A 17,030-nucleotide genomic window follows, 5' to 3' on the forward strand; every position below is an offset into this window, starting at 1 on the left:
TATGCCGTCCGGCCTAGGCTGGTCGCTCTCTTTGGGTGGCCACTGTGACCACATGCCTCAGGCACGCCGTGAGGATCCTCGCCGCCCATGGCCACAGATTCGCCCTATGGGCAATGCAGCAGGAACAGGACAATGACCGGAAGGTTTGATGCACAGACGACTGCCGACGAGGCGCTCGATGGAAAGGACCTGCGTGGAAAGCGCTACCTCATCACGGGTACATCCGCGGGCCTGGGGGTCGAAACCGCGCGTGCGCTGGTCGCCCGCGGCGCGGACGTAGTCGGCGCCGTTCGCAATCTTGCGAAGGCGGAGGCGGCTACCGCCGTCGTTCGCGCAGCCGCTGATGCAGCTGGGAGGCGCTTCAGCCTGATCGAAGTTGATCTGGCATCACTGGCTTCGGTCAGGGCGTGTGCCGACAAGCTCCTTGCCGACGGTCAGATGTTCGATGCGGTCATCGCCAACGCCGGGGTGATGGTGACGCCCCTTGGGTACACCGTCGATGGCTTCGAGACTCAGTTCGGCACCAATCATCTGGGTCACTTCGTTCTGGTCAATCGCATCGCCTCCCTGATCGTTGATGGCGGACGACTGGTGAGTCTGTCGTCCGCAGGTCACCGCTTGAGTGACGTTGATATCGATGATCCGAACTTCGAACGGACTGCCTATGACCCCTGGGTTGCCTACGGCCGGGCCAAGACTGCCAACGTGCTGTTCGCGGTGGAATTTGACCGGCGCCATAAGCATCGCGGTGTCCGTGCCTGTGCGTTGATGCCAGGCTCCATCGCCACGGAACTTGGGCGGTATGCCGAAGAGGGCGTGTTCCAGGCCTTGCTGGATGACATGAAGCAGGTGGGCGCTCCCGACCTGGTCTACAAGACGATCCCACAGGGTGCGGCCACCACTGTATGGGCTGCCGTCACGGCCCCGCCTGAGGAGATCGGTGGACAGTACTGTGAAGATTGCGGTGTTGCGCCCATTACTGAAGGTGCCAGTGTTCGATATGGCGCTTTTGCTTATGCGCTTGATGCGGACAATGCGCGTAGGCTTTGGGAGAGGAGCGAGGAACTGGTTGGGGAGACGTTCCCTGCCTGATGTCTCCTGAAGGTAGCGCAGGGGGGGGCTGCCATTCAGTTTTAGGATTAGGAAGATTTATCAGGGGTAGGGCAGGTGCCCGCTTCTGGTTGGAAGGTTTCGCTCCTGCCCTTAGCAGTTCCCTCTCACTCTCCCACGCCATTGCCCGAGCCTGGATGTGGATCGAGACGAACGACACGAAAGGACTGCCGCTGCAACATCTCGGCGTGCAGCCGCCAGTCGCATAAAATACTGCCAAGGTCAGGAAACTCAATACTGGCGAGGTGATCGAGTGAGATTTCTATCTTCTACATCTCATCCGCTCGACCTCATTCATGACTTGCTTGTCTAATGAACCGAAGTCGTTCGGAAATTCCTTCTCTGTGACGAAGGAATAGGTGACAGCAAAGTCGTCCCCGTGAAGTACGCGACTGCAGGACACATTGCCCAACGTGTCACAGGATGCCATTAGTTCGTCGTCATCCAACGGTTCTGTGGCTGCACGAGCACTCGGACGCCATACGAAAAAGTGGCTCTTGTCGCCATCGTCGGGAACGGCAAGCAGTCCCTTCTCCAGCATCTTCGCTTCTTGCCAGCCTTCAATAGCGCTCGTACGCAGATGGGATCCCTCGGGGAGGTCGCCAAACCTTCTCCCAGGAAAGTACGATTTGGCCACCACCGCTATCGAGACCAAATTATCGGGGCCGATACAAGCTTCGCTATGGGCAGAGTAGCAGCCATGCAGCGTAAAGCCGCCGACCACAGGATCCTCGTGACCCCGCCGGGACGGCGTCGCATCCAGATCGCTAGGGACACAAAAATCGGTCTTCGCACCTTCCACGCGATATGAAGTTGGCGAATCTACACACCCGGATCCAAGAACTGCCGCGACACACACCAAGAATCTAGTTGCTGCAACTCGGTTGAGGGCAATAGTCATATACGTCTCGCGTCGTTGAGCCAAGAACATTGATTACGGCCTCCAAGGCACCCGTCTTGTATCCGCCAAACGCCTTGGGATCAGCTCCATTTCTCTCGAAGACTCGCTCGTGGAATTCTCCGATGACACTCCTGTCTAACATCACCGGGTTCTTCTCGGTGGCGCCCGCCTGATCCAGCGCCTGCACATGCGCCTTTGCAAGACCAACTCTTATCGCCTCCATTCTAAACGCGACTGCAATTGCCTGCGTGCTTGTCATAGTCCTGGGGTCGGCGCCCATGTTTCTAGCAATGGAATCTGCGAGAAATTTGTTAGTAAGCTCTGAAAGCCGACCATTCAGAGGGGTAGCACCACTGTTGCTAGCCACTTCGCCCGCGCGTACCGCATATCTATCGCCACCCGATCCCGCCAACTGATAATACGCCTTCCAATCGCCCGATACGGCGGCCGCTCTTTCCTCAGCAGTGACCCAGCAGCCCTTGCCGCTACACTCGCGACCGTCGGGATCACGGTTTGTGTAGGGATTGCTGTTGGCGTACCAATAGCGATTGAAATTGTCCCCGCGTGGTCGAGCAGCCACGGGATCGACCGACAGAAAGCGCCCGATTGTCGGATCATAGTAGCGCTGCTGCATGTAGTTGAGTCCCGTCTGCGCATCTGACACTTGGCCGGTAAAGCCTGGCTGATCATCGCTACCTGCAACGAGAATGGCCCCGTATGGGTCATAGAATGATTCAGCTATCAGATTTCCAGATGCGTCCGTCTCTGCCACTGGGGTTCCCAAAGCATCGGTGTGCACGTACGTGACTATCGTCTGTGCATGCACATCAGGGCTGAGCGCCCCACAGATCAGCATCAGCGAGATCAAGTGACGGGTAGCTACGCTGGCTCGTTTCATTTGCACTACCCTCCAGTTGCAGAAACAGCGGGGGTCCAAGCCGAGCACCCTATGGGCTTGCATGCTCTCACTTGGAACGTGGCACCTGCAGGAACGCCCGTGTAGTCGATCTGCACCGACGTGGCAGGTCCCGAATAGGTTCCCCTTCCTGTGACTTCGTACCAGGCAGCACCGGCCACTGCGTTCCAGCTGACGAAGTAGCGCACTTGCCACGGTGGGAATGCATTGGTGACTACGAAGCGCGCGGTCAGTCCAGTTGGCGTTACGGGCGGAACATTCACTGCCACCACAACTGAGCCGCTGTAGCCGCTGCATCCCCCCTGATTGCATGCGGCGACCCGATATGCATAGCTGCCATCGCCGCGACCCTTGCAGAGCAGCGCGATCTCGAGCGTCGAAGAGCCGACCGAACCGAGACAGCGAGACAGCAACTCGATGCCCGGCTTCACGATGCCCTAGAGACGGCGAAATCTGAGGGGGAGGACTGGACCGAGTACGTCAGATCTGTCGAGAATCGAGCGCTCAGCGATGTTGATCGAGCCCGCCAGGAGGTGAAGGAACTCCAGGCGCAGCAAAGCAAGGCATCCGAACAACACAGGGCCCTTGAGAAGCAGCTGCGTCAGGAAATCCAGGCCGCCCAATCAGCGGCCGCCACGGCCAGTCAGTCTGCCGATATCCTGCGCGGCAGATGTGACGCGCTCGAGGGGCAACTTTCAGGGCTTCGAGATTTGCCAGCTCAGCTGGAAGTGGCGCTCAAGCGGTCCAAAGAAGTTCGCGTCGCTACGGATGCCAGGCCGAAACGCAAGCGGTCGAAGCAATGACCGCCTGGCTGCGATCCCGGCTAGTGACACGAATAAGGGCCAAATCTGGCTGTTTGGCCGGCCCGTTTGACACGAACTAGGGTCAAATTTGAAGCGAATTTGGCCCTAATTGTTGTCACTGGATGGACTGGGGACCTCAAGAATCCCTTAGAAATCAAGAAGGGGCGCGATCTAGGCACAAATGCCATCAATTAGGGACACCGACAGCAAGCGGCGTGCCAAGCGTGCCAAGATGCGCTGAACATAATATACATTATGCGAAAAGCTGGTACTTTTACTTCTGTTGCGTTGAAGCCCCTGTTCAGGGCTTAGGTACCGCAACGCAAACCTGATCAATGGTACAAATTCCCTAGCCAGTGCAGCGAGGACTACGTCTTGCTCCAGCAGCTTAGCGGTGCTCAAGTGCCCAGCGTGCTCCACGGCCCACTACTCGTGGATGACGCTCACGGACTTCCTCGGTACTGGGCGACCGTCTGGGCCCTCATGGATGGCTCATCACTCGCTCGATCCAGCTTGATCAAGAAGCTCCGGCACATTGAGAGCCTCTATGCCCATGCTGACGCTCTGTTCGGCCACGGCTCGTTGGATGACGCTCTTGGCTCAATGGACGACGCTCGTCTGTCAGAGGTACTGACTGCCACAACGGAAACGCCCCAGATCCCACAGCTGTCCGCCCGTATTTCCCCACAAGGACGCCCGCGATTTCCAGATCTCCCCCAAAGATGCCCTTGATTCCTGGATCCGCACCTAAGACGCCCTCGATTTCTGGCTCCACATCCAGCTCGCCCTTGAGTTCCCAACTGCGCACCTGATCGGTCAGAGCTTGTCGCCTGCACTTCCCAGTTCCGCCAGTCGCGACATTGGTCGCAAGAACAATTAGACGAGATCTCGGGCCTGAACGTGCGAACAGTTCAGCGGGTTGAGCAGGACTACAACACCGCGACTTCCCTGGGTGACGCGCCACGCCCCGCTCCACCTGCTCAAGCGCGTCGCTCGCCCCCTGACCAAGCTTTGACCTTAACTGGGCGTCGGTGACTCCCTCCCGTTCTGGTCGGCATCTGGGCCTTGTAGCGGCTCAAGCGCTGAGCTATAACGCCTTAGCCAGTCGCTATAAAGCGCCGGTGTTGTGCCCGCATAGCCAATAGGCTCCGGGTGCCCGAGGTCCACCCAATGGGGGCACGGGAATCCTTCGATTCCGGAGCCATCCATGACCGCCAAACGCCGCAGATCCCTTCGCACTTCTGCCTTCTACGCCCAATCGGGCCGTTGCTTCTATTGCGGCCTGCCGATGTGGCTCACCGCACCCTCAGAGCTCGGGCTGAAGGCCAGTAAGGCCCGAGCCTTTCAATGCACCGCCGAGCACCTGGTGGCCCAACAGGACGGGGGCAGAGACGTGTCCGGGAACGTGGTGGCCGCGCATAGCCGGTGCAACCAGGGCAGGCACCAGCGGAAGGGACCAGCCCCTTCCGCTGAAGCGTTCCGGGCGCTGGTTCAGACGCGGCTGGCAATGGGGAGATGGTGGTCCCGACTGCCATCAGGGATTGCACGTGCTTCCGTATGGCCAATTGAATTGAATCTTTGCAAGGAATCGGCAGCTGCTTGCCTGATTCGCTAGTCCACACTAGTGGCGCCCGGTTGCGGTGCTAGAACGGCGAGTCTGCTGCGAAATGGTCGCGCATTGGGCCTAACAAGGTCTGCGACCCTGTCAACACGTCCGAGAATTCCACCTGTCGCCACCTTCTCGTTCCAATATCGTTCCATCCACTCGGCTTTATCCAGGATCTTACCCGGAGCGCCTAGCAGCCTCTTGGCGATGAAATGCCGGATGAGAGCGGCCTGGCTATCGAGAATCACGACGCCCGCCCTTGGATTAGAGTCATAAGCGCTGTACGAGATCAGATAGTGGACATAGTGGCGGTCTGGCTCTTCGTCATCCCACGTCAACAGGTTGCTTAACCCCGCAGCGCGAGCATCCGATCGCACCTCTTCGCTCACGAGCACCATGGGATTGCGTGCTTCCTTACATTCCATGCGATAGGCGTCCAGCATCGCCGGTCCGAAGATCATCTGAGAATCATGATGAATGCTTCCAACTGTGAGCCCTCCACGTATCAATATATCAACCACTAGCAGGTTCTCGGCCAACATTCTGATGCAGCTCAGGATGTCGGCAAGGCCAGCAGGAGAGCGGCTGCTTGATATGACGATGCAGTCGCTGAAGTAAGTGAACAAAAGTCCTGTTGCTGGGTTGCAGCACGCTGTGTTCTTTAGTCTGTCGATGGCCTCTGCTATTTCATCAAGCTTGCTCATGTCGGCTGCCGACTCTTGGACAAGTGCGGAGAACCCGAGCATGTCGATGAAGGCGACGTACTTATCTTGGTAGAGCATGAAGAACTCCTTAGATGGTCGTGCCCATGGTGCCGAGGGCGGTTCCATTTGACCAGCGGGTGCGGGGCACGTCATAGGCCATGGAGCAATGTCAGCGACCTGGCTCGCGCACTAGTCTCGCAGAGGCTTGTTACGGCGCATCTTCGCATCGGATAGAAGCGAGCGAACGAGAGAGTTGAAGTCCATCCTGGCCCTAAAAGTTTCCTTCACCCTTGGTTAAACGAATGTCCGCTTTCGGTCAGAAGCGGACCAAAGTAGCCGGTGCTCTTCGCAGCCCGTACGCGACTTGGAGTCATATCATCAATCTGTATCAGGGCTCAGACCTAAGTGCCTGATGGTCCAATTCAGCGACACTATCCAGCTTCGGCGTCATCGCACACTTCGGGATACAGCCAGCGCGATCCGCTTATGGAACCAAACCGCACTGTGCCTTACTCTTAAGGAACATTGCCAACGGCAACCTTCGGCAATTGAATTTAGAGAATCCGGGCGGTTCATCCCGCGCGGCCCGTTAATGTCTACAGCTGTGGAGTTGTGAATGGCAGAAGATCAAGGTGGTGAAGAGGTAATTAGGGAGATAGGGAAGGCGCTAGCCCTTGCGTCTGAGCTTGATCCACAAATTGTTAGATCGCTTCGCTCCGCGATTGTTCAGGCGATGTCTGATTACGAGGACGACACGAATGCACAAGCTGCAGCCGCACTTGCGGCGGTTCTCGATTTTAGACCTGTGACGACCCAAGACGCCCTCTCGCAAACCTTGGGTGAGATCGGGAAGCTGGTCCAAGGTCTCACCGGACTGGAGGACGTTCATTACACTGTTGAGACACCAGAAGGTCGCCGAGTTCGCTCAATCCGGTCACATCTACCAACTGTATCACCCCAGCGTTTGACGGATCACGAGCAGGCAGATCTTGAGGCCTATATCGCTCGATATCTGCCACCGGACGACCCTCGCGAGGAACACGCGCCACGAGGACCGCGACTGTGACGATCAGTAAGTTAGCAATCCTCAACGCTGTGAAAGCAGCCATTTCGCGTGCTAAGGCGAGCGGGTCTCCCTACGCGCAAGGAAAGGCTTACGAACTTCGGGTGCTGCTTAGGCTTCTGCGAATCATCGATAGTGCGGGCTACAAGCTCACGTGTACCCCCAAGATGGCAGGCGTCCTGACGTTTGGAGGATCTCCATGCAAAGCAAACCATCCGGATCACGATTACATCAGTGGATCTACGTCTACTGAGAAGCTCGAGATTAGGATTTCAGTGCAGGTCACCACACTAAGCCATAGCTGGAAAGGCACGACGGTGGTCAAAGCGGCTGACCGTCACGAGATTGACGTCGGTGTATATCGTCCGATTAAGACCCGTCGCTATCCCGCATTTACGGAGTTACTTCTTGGGGTCTCGTGCAAGACTGGCGGCTGGAACAAGGCGTACGTCCGCGAGGCGCTAGGTATGCGTAGGGAGCTAGGATTCCTCACATCACCTAGGACGAGCTTGACGAGCTCAGCTCCGTGGTTCATCGCAACAGTTCCCTGCGATCCTCCGGTTCCCTTTGCCTTGTACGCGACCAACGCTGGGTCCGCCGTGTATGCGTCGTTGGCAGCTTTGGGGCTCTACGTCGAGCACTACAAGGGGTAGCGGAAACAGGCTTTGGAGTACGGATCAACTCAGGTGTGTCGAGAACGATGCCCGCTTTGGGTCGAAGGCGGATGCCATCACCGGGCCGGTCGCCGCCCAATGTCCGCTTCCGGCCAGAAGCGGACATCCACCCTGCCCTCGATAAACATCCCAAATCCACGGACGACCTTGGTCTGCTTTGGCCTTCTGCCTTAGGGCCAGACCTGAACTTCGATTTCAGCCCCTAGCGTATTTGACTCCCGCGACCTAGATCTCTCCTAGATCCTTGAGCAGGGCTTGCCCCTTCTGCAGAAACCCAACTAGCAGTCGACCTCCTGCTACTTTCCGGCCCAATTGCCCATTGAGGTAGCTGACCTGGAGACGCGCATGGGCCAGCAGATCCACCTGGGCCATGCTAGGGGTCGCGGCCTGGAGCGGTTCGCCCGGCGACGCCATCTGCCCCCCGATCGGCTGGACAACGCAAGGGCGCCGGCTGTCACTCTTCGCATACGCCGTGGCCATCATCCGGCCGTTCTTCAACGACCATCCACCAAGCACCAACTCGGTCCCGAGTTGCTCGATCGGCAATCCCGCTTCGCTAACCGCTTTCTCAAAGTTCGGCCAGAGTTGGTCCACCACCAGCCCTAGCTCGGCAGATAGCTGTTCTATTGTGAAATCTGCGCGGAAGCTGGCCTGCAGTGCAAGCTCGTAGATGCGGAGGAAGGGGGAACCGCAGAATTCGGAAAAAATCGTACGCTAAGCTAACGGTGTTCTCGTGACAGCTCTTTGACTAGGCTTTCTAAGGGGTCGTCTCAGAAAACGGAAAATAAAGCACGCTAAGGCATAGCCGAACCTGCCAAGCTTGCTCCACCCTGTAGTGACGCGATCAGCGGGCAGGAAACGTTCCCCCTTCGCGCATGGCAGGCGCGCACCAACTCAGACAGCACGGCCTCCATGCGCGCCAGGTCAGCCATTTTCTCGCGCACGTCCTTGAGCTTGTGCTCGGCCAGACTGCTGGCTTCCTCGCAATGGGTGCCATCCTCCAGCCGCAGCAGCTCGGCGATCTCATCCAGGCTGAAGCCCAGCCGCTGGGCTGATTTCACGAAGCGCACCCGCGTTACATTCGCCTCGCCATAGCGGCGGATGCTGCCATAGGGCTTGTCAGGCTCCAGCAACAAGCCCTTGCGCTGATAGAAACGGATGGTCTCCACATTGACCCCGGCCGCCTTGGCGAAAACGCCAATGGTCAGGTTCTCCAAATTGTTTTCCATATCGCTTGACTCCGTACATGAGTACGGAAGTAAGGTTACGCTATCCAATTTCAATTCGAAAGGACAAGCGCATGTCTGAACCAAAAACCGGGCGCGGCGCGCTCTTCACTGGAGGGCTTGCCGCCATCCTCGCCTCGGCTTGCTGCCTCGGGCCGTTGGTTCTGATCGCCTTGGGGTTCAGCGGCGCTTGGATCGGCAACTTGGCGGTGTTGGAACCCTATCGCCCCATCTTTATCGGCGTGGCGCTGGTGGCGTTGTTCTTCGCCTGGCGGCGCATCTACCGGCAGGCAGCGGCCTGCAAACCGGGTGAGGTCTGCGCGATTCCCCAAGTGCGAGCTACTTACAAGCTCATTTTCTGGATCGTGGCCGCGCTGGTTCTGGTCGCGCTCGGATTTCCCTACGTCATGCCATTTTTCTACTGATCGGAGTTCACCATGAAGAAACTGTTTGCCTCCCTCGCCCTCGCCGCCGTTGTTGCCCCCGTCTGGGCCGCCACCCAGACCGTCACGCTGTCCGTACCGGGCATGACCTGCTCCGCCTGCCCGATCACTGTCAAGAAGGCGATTTCCAAGGTCGAAGGCGTCAGCAAAGTTGACGTGACTTTCGAGACACGCCAAGCGGTCGTCACCTTCGACGATGCCAAGACCAGCGTGCAGAAGCTGACCAAGGCAACCGCAGACGCGGGCTATCCGTCCAGCGTCAAGCAGTGAGTCACTGAAAACGGCACCGCAGCACAACGGACGTCATTGTCTGGCGCCACAAACGATAAAGGATCTGTTGCATGACCCATCTAAAAATCACCGGCATGACTTGCGACTCGTGCGCGGCGCACGTCAAGGAAGCGCTGGAAAAAGTGCCAGGCGTGCAGTCGGCGCTGGTGTCCTATCCGAAGGGCACAGCGCAACTCGCCATCGTGCCGGGCACATCGCCGGACGCGCTGACTGCCGCCGTGGCCGGACTGGGCTACAAGGCAACGCTAGCCGATGCGCCACTGGCGGACAACCGCGTCGGACTGCTCGACAAGGTGCGGGGATGGATGGCCGCCGCCGAAAAGCACAGTGGCAACGAGCCCCCGGTGCAGGTAGCGGTCATTGGCAGCGGTGGAGCCGCGATGGCGGCGGCGCTGAAGGCCGTCGAGCAAGGCGCGCAGGTCACGCTGATCGAGCGCGGCACCATCGGCGGCACCTGCGTCAATGTCGGCTGTGTGCCGTCCAAGATCATGATCCGCGCCGCCCACATCGCCCATCTGCGCCGGGAAAGCCCGTTCGATGGCGGTATTGCGGCAACTGTGCCTACGATTGACCGCAGTAAGCTGCTGGCCCAGCAGCAGGCCCGCGTCGACGAACTGCGGCACGCCAAGTACGAAGGCATCCTGGGCGGTAATCCGGCCATCACCGTTGTGCACGGTGAGGCGCGCTTCAAGGACGACCAGAGCCTTACCGTCCGTTTGAACGAGGGTGGCGAGCGCGTCGTGATGTTCGACCGCTGCCTGGTCGCCACGGGTGCCAGCCCGGCGGTCCCGCCGATTCCGGGCTTGAAAGAGTCACCCTACTGGACTTCCACCGAGGCCCTGGCGAGCGACACCATTCCCGAACGCCTTGCCGTAATCGGCTCGTCGGTGGTGGCGCTGGAGCTGGCGCAAGCCTTTGCCCGGCTGGGCAGCAAGGTCACGGTCCTGGCGCGCAATACCTTGTTCTTCCGTGAAGACCCGGCCATCGGCGAGGCGGTGACAGCCGCTTTCCGTGCCGAGGGCATCGAGGTGCTGGAGCACACGCAAGCCAGCCAGGTCGCCCATATGGACGGTGAATTCGTGCTGACCACCACGCACGGTGAATTGCGCGCCGACAAACTGCTGGTTGCCACCGGTCGGACACCGAACACGCGCAGCCTCGCGCTGGACGCAGCGGGGGTCACTGTCAATGCGCAAGGTGCCATCGTCATCGACCAAGGCATGCGCACGAGCAACCCGAACATCTACGCGGCCGGCGACTGCACCGACCAGCCGCAGTTCGTCTATGTGGCGGCAGCGGCCGGCACCCGTGCCGCGATCAACATGACCGGCGGCGATGCGGCGCTCGACCTGACCGCAATGCCGGCCGTGGTGTTCACCGATCCGCAAGTGGCGACCGTGGGCTACAGCGAGGCGGAAGCCCACCACGACGGGATCGAGACCGACAGCCGCACCTTGACCTTGGACAACGTGCCGCGTGCGCTCGCCAACTTCGACACACGCGGCTTCATCAAGTTGGTTATCGAGGAAGGCAGCCATCGGCTGATCGGCGTACAGGCGGTCGCGCCGGAAGCGGGTGAACTGATCCAGACGGCGGCTCTGGCCATTCGCAACCGCATGACGGTGCAGGAACTGGCCGACCAGTTGTTCCCCTACCTGACGATGGTCGAGGGGTTGAAGCTCGCGGCGCAGACCTTCAACAAGGATGTGAAGCAGCTTTCCTGCTGCGCCGGGTGAGAAAAAGGAGGTGTTCAATGAACGCCTACACGGTGTCCCGGCTGGCTCTTGATGCCGGGGTGAGCGTGCATATCGTGCGCGACTACCTGCTGCGCGGATTGCTGCGCCCGGTGGCGTGCACACCAGGCGGCTACGGCTTGTTCGATGACGCCGCCTTGCAACGGCTGTGCTTCGTGCGGGCGGCCTTCGAGGCGGGCATCGGCCTCGACGCGCTGGCGCGGCTGTGCCGGGCGCTGGATGCGGCGGACGGCGACGAAGCGGCCGCGCAGCTTGCCCTGCTGCGTCAGTTCGTCGAGCGTCGGCGCGAAGCGTTGGCCGATCTGGAAGTGCAGTTGGCCACCCTGCCGACCGAGCCGGCACAGCACGCGGAGAGTCTGCCATGAACAACCCCGAGCGCTTGCCGTCCGAGACGCACAAACCGATCACCGGCTACCTGTGGGGCGGACTGGCTGTGCTGACTTGCCCCTGCCACCTGCCCATCCTCGCTGTCGTGCTGGCCGGCACAACCGCCGGTGCTTTCCTCGGCGAGCATTGGGTCATCGCGGCGCTCGGTTTGACCGGCCTGTTCCTTCTGTCCCTGTCGCGGGCGTTGCGGGCATTCAGGGAAAGAGAATGAGCGCTTTCCGGCCGGATGGATGGACGACGCCGGAACTGGCCCAAGCGGTCGAGCGCGGGCAGCTTGAACTGCACTACCAGCCCGTCGTCGATCTGCGCAGTGGTGGGATTGTCGGCGCGGAAGCCCTGTTGCGCTGGCGTCATCCGACGCTTGGACTATTGCCACCGGGCCAGTTCCTGCCCGTGGTCGAATCGTCCGGCCTGATGCCTGAAATCGGCGCTTGGGTGCTGGGCGAAGCCTGCCGCCAGATGCGTGACTGGCGAATGCTGGCATGGCGACCGTTCCGGCTGGCCGTCAATGTTTCGGCGAGCCAAGTGGGACCGGACTTCGACGGGTGGGTAAAGGGCGTGCTGGCTGATGCCGAGTTGCCCGCCGAGTATCTCGAAATCGAGCTGACCGAATCGGTCGCGTTTGGTGATCCGGCGATCTTCCCCGCCCTGGACGCCTTGCGGCAGATCGGTGTGCGCTTCGCCGCCGATGACTTCGGGACGGGGTATTCCTGTCTGCAACATCTGAAGTGCTGCCCAATCAGCACGCTCAAGATCGACCAATCGTTTGTCGCCGGGCTCGCCAACGACCGCCGCGACCAAACCATCGTGCACACCGTGATTCAGCTTGCGCACGGGCTGGGCATGGATGTGGTGGCTGAAGGCGTGGAAACATCGGCGAGTCTTGATCTATTGCGACAAGCGGACTGCGACACAGGACAAGGCTTCCTGTTCGCGAAGCCAATGCCGGCGGCGGCATTCGCCGTCTTCGTCAGTCAATGGAGGGGTGCCACCATGAATGCAAGTGACTCGACCACCACCAGTTGCTGCGTGTGCTGCAAGGAAATCCCGCTCGATGCCGCCTTCACCCCGGAAGGCGCGGAATACGTCGAGCACTTCTGCGGGTTGGAGTGTTATCAACGCTTCGAAGCGCGTGCCAAGACAGGGAACGAAACCGATGCCGATCCGAACGCCTGCGACTCGCTACCGTCAGATTGAGGCATACCCTAACTGGATGTCAGGCAGGGCCGCGCCGCTTAGTCAGAATAGAGTCATCTTTCGCATTTTTTGACACATGCCTGCGAAGGTCATAGATTTCAGCCTGACAGAAACGGGGTTTGAGGCACAACGGAACAGAAGGAGCACTTAAGCCGCCTTCAACCAAGGAGACATCGTGCAGGGGCACCGCATCGGCTACGTCCGGGTCAGCAGCTTCGACCAGAACCCGGAACGCCAGCTGGAACAGACACAGGTGAGCAAGGTGTTCACCGACAAGGCATCGGGCAAGGACACCCAGCGCCCCCAGCTCGAAGCGCTGCTGAGCTTCGTCCGCGAAGGCGATACAGTGGTGGTGCACAGCATGGACCGGCTGGCCCGCAACCTCGATGACCTGCGTCGCTTGGTACAGAAGCTGACTCAACGCGGCGTGCGCATCGAGTTCCTGAAGGAGGGCCTGGTGTTCACTGGCGAGGACTCGCCGATGGCCAACCTGATGCTGTCGGTGATGGGGGCCTTCGCTGAGTTCGAGCGCGCCCTGATCCGCGAGCGGCAGCGTGAGGGCATCACCTTGGCCAAGCAGCGTGGCGCGTACCGGGGCCGCAAGAAAGCCCTGTCCGATGAGCAGGCTGCTACCCTGCGGCAGCGAGCGACGGCCGGCGAGCCCAAGGCGCAGCTTGCCCGCGAGTTCAACATCAGCCGGGAAACCCTCTACCAGTACCTCCGCACGGACGACTGACACATGCCGCGTCGCTTGATCCTCTCGGCCACGGAGCGGGGCACCCTGCTCGCGTTGCCAGAAAGCCAGGATGACCTGATCCGCTACTACACCTTCAACGACTCCGACCTGTCGCTGATCCGTCAGCGGCGCGGCGACGCCAACCGCCTCGGCTTCGCCGTGCAACTCTGCCTGCTGCGCTACCCCGGCTATGCGTTGGGCACTGACAGCGAGCTGCCCGAACCGGTCATCCTGTGGGTGGCCAAGCAAGTCCAGACCGATCCGGCGAGTTGGACGAAGTACGGCGAGCGCGATGTGACCCGTCGCGAGCACGCCCAGGAACTGCGCACCTACCTTCAACTGGCCCCGTTCGGCCTGTCCGACTTCCGCGCCCTGGTGCGCGAGCTGACCGAACTGGCCCAGCAGACCGACAAGGGCTTGCTGCTGGCCGGCCAGGCGCTGGAGAGCCTGCGGCAGAAGCGACGCATCCTGCCGGCGTTGAGCGTGATCGACCGGGCTTGCTCGGAGGCCATTGCACGGGCCAATCGGCGGGTCTACCGCGCCCTGGTTGAACCGCTCACGGACTCGCATCGGGCCAAGCTGGACGAGCTGTTGAAGCTCAAGGCCGGCAGCAGCATCACCTGGTTGACCTGGCTGCGCCAGGCACCGCTGAAACCCAACTCTCGGCACATGCTTGAGCACATCGAGCGGCTGAAGACATTTCAGCTGGTGGACTTGCCCGAAGTCCTGGGCCGGCACATCCACCAGAACCGCCTGCTCAAGCTGGCCCGCGAGGGTGGGCAGATGACGCCCAAAGACCTCGGCAAGTTCGAGCCGCAGCGGCGCTATGCGACCCTGGCCGCCGTGGTGCTGGAGAGCACTGCAACCGTGATTGATGAGCTGGTGGATCTGCACGACCGCATCCTAGTCAAGCTGTTCAGCGGCGCGAAGCACAAGCATCAGCAGCAGTTCCAGAAGCAGGGCAAGGCGATCAACGACAAGGTGCGCCTGTACTCCAAGATCGGCCAGGCGCTGCTGGAGGCCAAGGAAGCCGGCAGCGACCCCTATGCCGCCATCGAGGCGGTGATCCCCTGGGACGAGTTCACCGAGAGCGTCAGCGAAGCCGAGCTGCTGGCCCGGCCGGAGGGCTTCGACCACCTGCACCTGGTCGGCGAGAACTTCGCCACCCTGCGCCGCTACACGCCGGCTCTGCTGGAGGTATTGGAGCTGCGCGCCGCCCCGGCCGCGCAGGGCGTGCTGGCAGCCGTGCAGACGCTGCGCGAGATGAACGCCGACAACCTGCGCAAGGTGCCGGCCGATGCTCCCACCGCCTTCATCAAGCCGCGCTGGAAGCCACTGGTGATCACCCCGGAAGGCCTCGACCGGCGCTTCTACGAAATCTGCGCCCTGTCCGAGCTGAAGAACGCCCTGCGCTCCGGCGACATCTGGGTCAAGGGCTCGCGGCAGTTCCGCGACTTCGACGACTACCTGCTGCCGGCCGAGAAGTTCGCCGCGCTCAAGCGGGAACAGGCCCTGCCGCTGGCGATCAACCCGAACAGCGACCAGTATCTGGAAGAGCGCTTGCAGCTGCTGGACGAGCAGTTGGCCACTGTCGCCCGCCTGGCCAAGGACAACGAGCTGCCCGATGCCATCCTCACCGAGTCCGGGTTGAAGATCACCCCGCTGGATGCGGCGGTGCCGGATCGGGCGCAGGCGCTGATCGACCAGACCAGTCAGTTACTGCCGCGCATCAAGATCACCGAACTGCTGATGGACGTGGACGACTGGACGGGCTTCAGCCGCCACTTCACCCACCTGAAGGACGGGGCCGAGGCCAAAGACCGGACGTTGCTGCTGTCCGCGATCCTCGGTGATGCGATCAACCTCGGGCTGACCAAGATGGCCGAGTCGAGCCCCGGTCTGACCTACGCCAAGCTGTCCTGGCTGCAAGCCTGGCACATCCGCGACGAGACCTATTCGGCGGCCCTGGCCGAGCTGGTCAACCACCAGTACCAGCATGCCTTCGCCGCCCACTGGGGCGACGGCACCACCTCATCCTCCGATGGCCAGCGTTTCCGGGCTGGCGGCCGGGGCGAGAGCACCAGACACGTCAACCCGAAGTACGGCAGTGAGCCGGGACGGCTGTTCTACACCCATATCTCCGACCAGTACGCGCCGTTCAGCACCCGCGTGGTGAATGTCGGCGTGCGCGATTCCACCTATGTGCTCGACGGCCTGCTGTACCACGAGTCCGACCTGCGGATCGAGGAGCACTACACCGACACGGCCGGCTTCACCGATCACGTCTTCGCCCTGATGCACCTGCTGGGCTTCCGTTTCGCGCCGCGCATCCGCGACCTCGGCGAAACCAAGCTGTACGTGCCGCAGGGCGTGCAGACCTACCCGACGCTGCGGCCGCTGATCGGCGGCACCCTGAACATCAAGCACGTCCGCGCCCATTGGGACGACATCCTGCGCCTGGCCAGCTCGATCAAACAGGGCACCGTCACTGCCTCGCTGATGCTGCGCAAGCTCGGCAGCTATCCGCGCCAGAACGGCCTGGCCGTGGCCCTGCGCGAGCTGGGCCGGATCGAACGCACGCTGTTCATCCTAGACTGGCTGCAAAGTGTTGAGCTGCGCCGCCGCGTGCATGCCGGCCTGAACAAAGGTGAGGCGCGCAACTCGCTGGCCAGGGCGGTGTTCTTCAACCGCCTTGGGGAAATCAGGGATCGGAGCTTCGAGCAGCAGCGCTACCGGGCCAGCGGCCTCAACCTGGTGACGGCGGCTATCGTGCTGTGGAACACGGTGTACCTGGAGCGCGCCACCCAGGGGTTGGTCGAGGCCGGCAAGCCGGTGGACGGCGAGCTGCTGCAATTCCTGTCGCCGCTGGGCTGGGAGCACATCAACCTCACCGGCGATTACGTCTGGCGGCAGAGCCGCAGACTGGAAGACGGGAAGTTTCGGCCCCTACGGATGCCCGGAAAACCTTAGCGTACGATTTTTTCCGAATTCTGCGAGCCCCCCAGGAAGAATTGCGTAGACCCGCGCGCAGCAAGCACTACGTTGTGCTGAGGGATCAGCAGCAGCTTTGCCCCCGCGGAATACGCCCCTGTGAGAGCATCCTCTGCCAGGGTATCCGCTGCGACGACGAGGTGGTCACGAGTGAGGAGAACGTTGAGGATGCTCATTGCGGGATCGTCTAGACGTTTGCAGACTATCGCCTTCCCCTCCCCTCCTGTC

Annotated in this window: 16 protein-coding genes and 1 pseudogene; 12 read left to right on the forward strand and 5 right to left on the reverse strand. The window is 60.9% G+C overall.

What is annotated here, in order from left to right; all coding sequences use genetic code 11:
* The first annotated feature begins 132 nt into the window (after window positions 1–132).
* Complete coding sequence (locus B9Y64_RS18975; RefSeq protein ID WP_100442037.1) at window positions 133–1,092, forward strand: SDR family NAD(P)-dependent oxidoreductase; 960 nt, start codon at window positions 133–135, stop codon at window positions 1,090–1,092.
* Window positions 1,093–1,372: 280 nt separating this feature from the next.
* On the opposite strand, the gene B9Y64_RS22055 is transcribed toward B9Y64_RS18975, so the two are convergent.
* Together B9Y64_RS22055 and B9Y64_RS18980 are read right to left on the reverse strand one after the other, a co-directional pair.
* Complete coding sequence (locus tag B9Y64_RS22055) at window positions 1,373–1,912, reverse strand: hypothetical protein (protein ID WP_155029538.1); 540 nt, start codon at window positions 1,910–1,912, stop codon at window positions 1,373–1,375.
* Between the two features lie 64 nt (window positions 1,913–1,976).
* The gene (locus tag B9Y64_RS18980) at window positions 1,977–2,909 is read right to left on the reverse strand and encodes an RHS repeat-associated core domain-containing protein (protein ID WP_238379938.1); all 933 of its coding nucleotides are present in this window, start codon (window positions 2,907–2,909) and stop codon (window positions 1,977–1,979) included.
* Between the two features lie 551 nt (window positions 2,910–3,460).
* Here B9Y64_RS18980 and B9Y64_RS22310 point away from each other — a divergent pair.
* The 3 genes and pseudogenes from B9Y64_RS22310 (at window position 3,461) to B9Y64_RS22490 (ending at window position 5,345) form a co-directional block, all read left to right on the forward strand.
* Complete coding sequence (locus tag B9Y64_RS22310; protein WP_238379939.1) at window positions 3,461–3,730, forward strand: hypothetical protein; 270 nt, start codon at window positions 3,461–3,463, stop codon at window positions 3,728–3,730.
* Between the two features lie 852 nt (window positions 3,731–4,582).
* Window positions 4,583–4,765, forward strand: a pseudogene (locus B9Y64_RS22485) (hypothetical protein); the annotation flags it as partial.
* Window positions 4,766–5,018: 253 nt separating this feature from the next.
* Window positions 5,019–5,345 carry an HNH endonuclease gene (locus tag B9Y64_RS22490; protein ID WP_323162603.1) on the forward strand — a complete coding sequence of 109 codons (327 nt, stop codon included), beginning with the start codon at window positions 5,019–5,021 and terminating at the stop codon, window positions 5,343–5,345.
* Here B9Y64_RS22490 and B9Y64_RS19000 read toward each other — a convergent pair.
* Both B9Y64_RS19000 and merR read right to left on the reverse strand, forming a co-directional pair.
* Entirely contained in the window at window positions 5,342–6,118 is a 777-nt protein-coding gene (locus B9Y64_RS19000) for a hypothetical protein (protein ID WP_032966761.1), read from the reverse strand. The genes B9Y64_RS22490 and B9Y64_RS19000 overlap by 4 nt on opposite strands.
* Before the next feature lie 2,453 nt (window positions 6,119–8,571).
* Complete coding sequence (merR, locus tag B9Y64_RS19010) at window positions 8,572–9,006, reverse strand: Hg(II)-responsive transcriptional regulator (protein WP_005413387.1); 435 nt, start codon at window positions 9,004–9,006, stop codon at window positions 8,572–8,574.
* Window positions 9,007–9,077: 71 nt separating this feature from the next.
* Here merR and merT point away from each other — a divergent pair, with 71 nt between their 5' ends.
* The 8 genes from merT (at window position 9,078) to B9Y64_RS19050 (ending at window position 16,781) form a co-directional block, all read left to right on the forward strand.
* On the forward strand, window positions 9,078–9,428 hold the full coding sequence (gene merT / locus B9Y64_RS19015; RefSeq protein WP_003131974.1) for a mercuric ion transporter MerT: 351 nt from the start codon (window positions 9,078–9,080) through the stop codon (window positions 9,426–9,428).
* Between the two features lie 12 nt (window positions 9,429–9,440).
* The gene (gene merP / locus B9Y64_RS19020) at window positions 9,441–9,716 is read left to right on the forward strand and encodes a mercury resistance system periplasmic binding protein MerP (RefSeq protein ID WP_003131987.1); all 276 of its coding nucleotides are present in this window, start codon (window positions 9,441–9,443) and stop codon (window positions 9,714–9,716) included.
* A gap of 71 nt (window positions 9,717–9,787) precedes the next feature.
* On the forward strand, window positions 9,788–11,473 hold the full coding sequence (merA, locus tag B9Y64_RS19025; RefSeq protein ID WP_003156770.1) for a mercury(II) reductase: 1,686 nt from the start codon (window positions 9,788–9,790) through the stop codon (window positions 11,471–11,473).
* Window positions 11,474–11,490: 17 nt separating this feature from the next.
* Window positions 11,491–11,856, forward strand: coding sequence for a mercury resistance co-regulator MerD (merD, locus tag B9Y64_RS19030; RefSeq protein WP_000995360.1), 366 nt, complete (start codon window positions 11,491–11,493; stop codon window positions 11,854–11,856).
* A complete protein-coding gene (gene merE, locus B9Y64_RS19035; RefSeq protein ID WP_003132004.1) occupies window positions 11,853–12,089 on the forward strand; it encodes a broad-spectrum mercury transporter MerE in 237 nt (78 codons plus the stop codon). The genes merD and merE overlap by 4 nt, the downstream gene beginning before the upstream one ends.
* The gene (locus B9Y64_RS22315) at window positions 12,086–13,075 is read left to right on the forward strand and encodes a DUF3330 domain-containing protein (RefSeq protein ID WP_003132006.1); all 990 of its coding nucleotides are present in this window, start codon (window positions 12,086–12,088) and stop codon (window positions 13,073–13,075) included. The genes merE and B9Y64_RS22315 overlap by 4 nt, the downstream gene beginning before the upstream one ends.
* A gap of 175 nt (window positions 13,076–13,250) precedes the next feature.
* On the forward strand, window positions 13,251–13,811 hold the full coding sequence (locus B9Y64_RS19045; protein WP_010921730.1) for a recombinase family protein: 561 nt from the start codon (window positions 13,251–13,253) through the stop codon (window positions 13,809–13,811).
* Between the two features lie 3 nt (window positions 13,812–13,814).
* Complete coding sequence (locus B9Y64_RS19050) at window positions 13,815–16,781, forward strand: Tn3-like element TnAs1 family transposase (protein WP_005413400.1); 2,967 nt, start codon at window positions 13,815–13,817, stop codon at window positions 16,779–16,781.
* Here the strand turns inward: B9Y64_RS19050 and B9Y64_RS19055 are convergent.
* The gene (locus tag B9Y64_RS19055) at window positions 16,778–16,978 is read right to left on the reverse strand and encodes a hypothetical protein (protein WP_032966765.1); all 201 of its coding nucleotides are present in this window, start codon (window positions 16,976–16,978) and stop codon (window positions 16,778–16,780) included. The two genes, B9Y64_RS19050 and B9Y64_RS19055, sit on opposite strands and share 4 nt — an antisense overlap.
* Between the last annotated feature and the right edge of the window lie 52 nt (window positions 16,979–17,030).

The organism is Stenotrophomonas maltophilia, from assembly GCF_002799245.1.
GTDB classification, from domain to species: Bacteria; Pseudomonadota; Gammaproteobacteria; order Xanthomonadales; family Xanthomonadaceae; genus Stenotrophomonas; species Stenotrophomonas maltophilia_S.

Excerpts from the sequence above, each read along its gene's own strand:
- B9Y64_RS18975 (WP_100442037.1), top strand. The coding sequence starts at position 133 with ATGACCGGAAGGTTTGATGCACAGACGACTGCCGACGAGGCGCTCGAT.
- B9Y64_RS18980 (WP_238379938.1), bottom strand. The coding sequence starts at position 2,909 with ATGAAACGAGCCAGCGTAGCTACCCGTCACTTGATCTCGCTGATGCTG.
- B9Y64_RS22490 (WP_323162603.1), top strand. The coding sequence starts at position 5,019 with ATGTGGCTCACCGCACCCTCAGAGCTCGGGCTGAAGGCCAGTAAGGCC.
- B9Y64_RS19000 (WP_032966761.1), bottom strand. The coding sequence starts at position 6,118 with ATGCTCTACCAAGATAAGTACGTCGCCTTCATCGACATGCTCGGGTTC.
- merR (WP_005413387.1), bottom strand. The coding sequence starts at position 9,006 with ATGGAAAACAATTTGGAGAACCTGACCATTGGCGTTTTCGCCAAGGCG.
- merT (WP_003131974.1), top strand. The coding sequence starts at position 9,078 with ATGTCTGAACCAAAAACCGGGCGCGGCGCGCTCTTCACTGGAGGGCTT.
- merP (WP_003131987.1), top strand. The coding sequence starts at position 9,441 with ATGAAGAAACTGTTTGCCTCCCTCGCCCTCGCCGCCGTTGTTGCCCCC.
- merA (WP_003156770.1), top strand. The coding sequence starts at position 9,788 with ATGACCCATCTAAAAATCACCGGCATGACTTGCGACTCGTGCGCGGCG.
- merD (WP_000995360.1), top strand. The coding sequence starts at position 11,491 with ATGAACGCCTACACGGTGTCCCGGCTGGCTCTTGATGCCGGGGTGAGC.
- merE (WP_003132004.1), top strand. The coding sequence starts at position 11,853 with ATGAACAACCCCGAGCGCTTGCCGTCCGAGACGCACAAACCGATCACC.
- B9Y64_RS22315 (WP_003132006.1), top strand. The coding sequence starts at position 12,086 with ATGAGCGCTTTCCGGCCGGATGGATGGACGACGCCGGAACTGGCCCAA.
- B9Y64_RS19050 (WP_005413400.1), top strand. The coding sequence starts at position 13,815 with ATGCCGCGTCGCTTGATCCTCTCGGCCACGGAGCGGGGCACCCTGCTC.
- B9Y64_RS19055 (WP_032966765.1), bottom strand. The coding sequence starts at position 16,978 with ATGAGCATCCTCAACGTTCTCCTCACTCGTGACCACCTCGTCGTCGCA.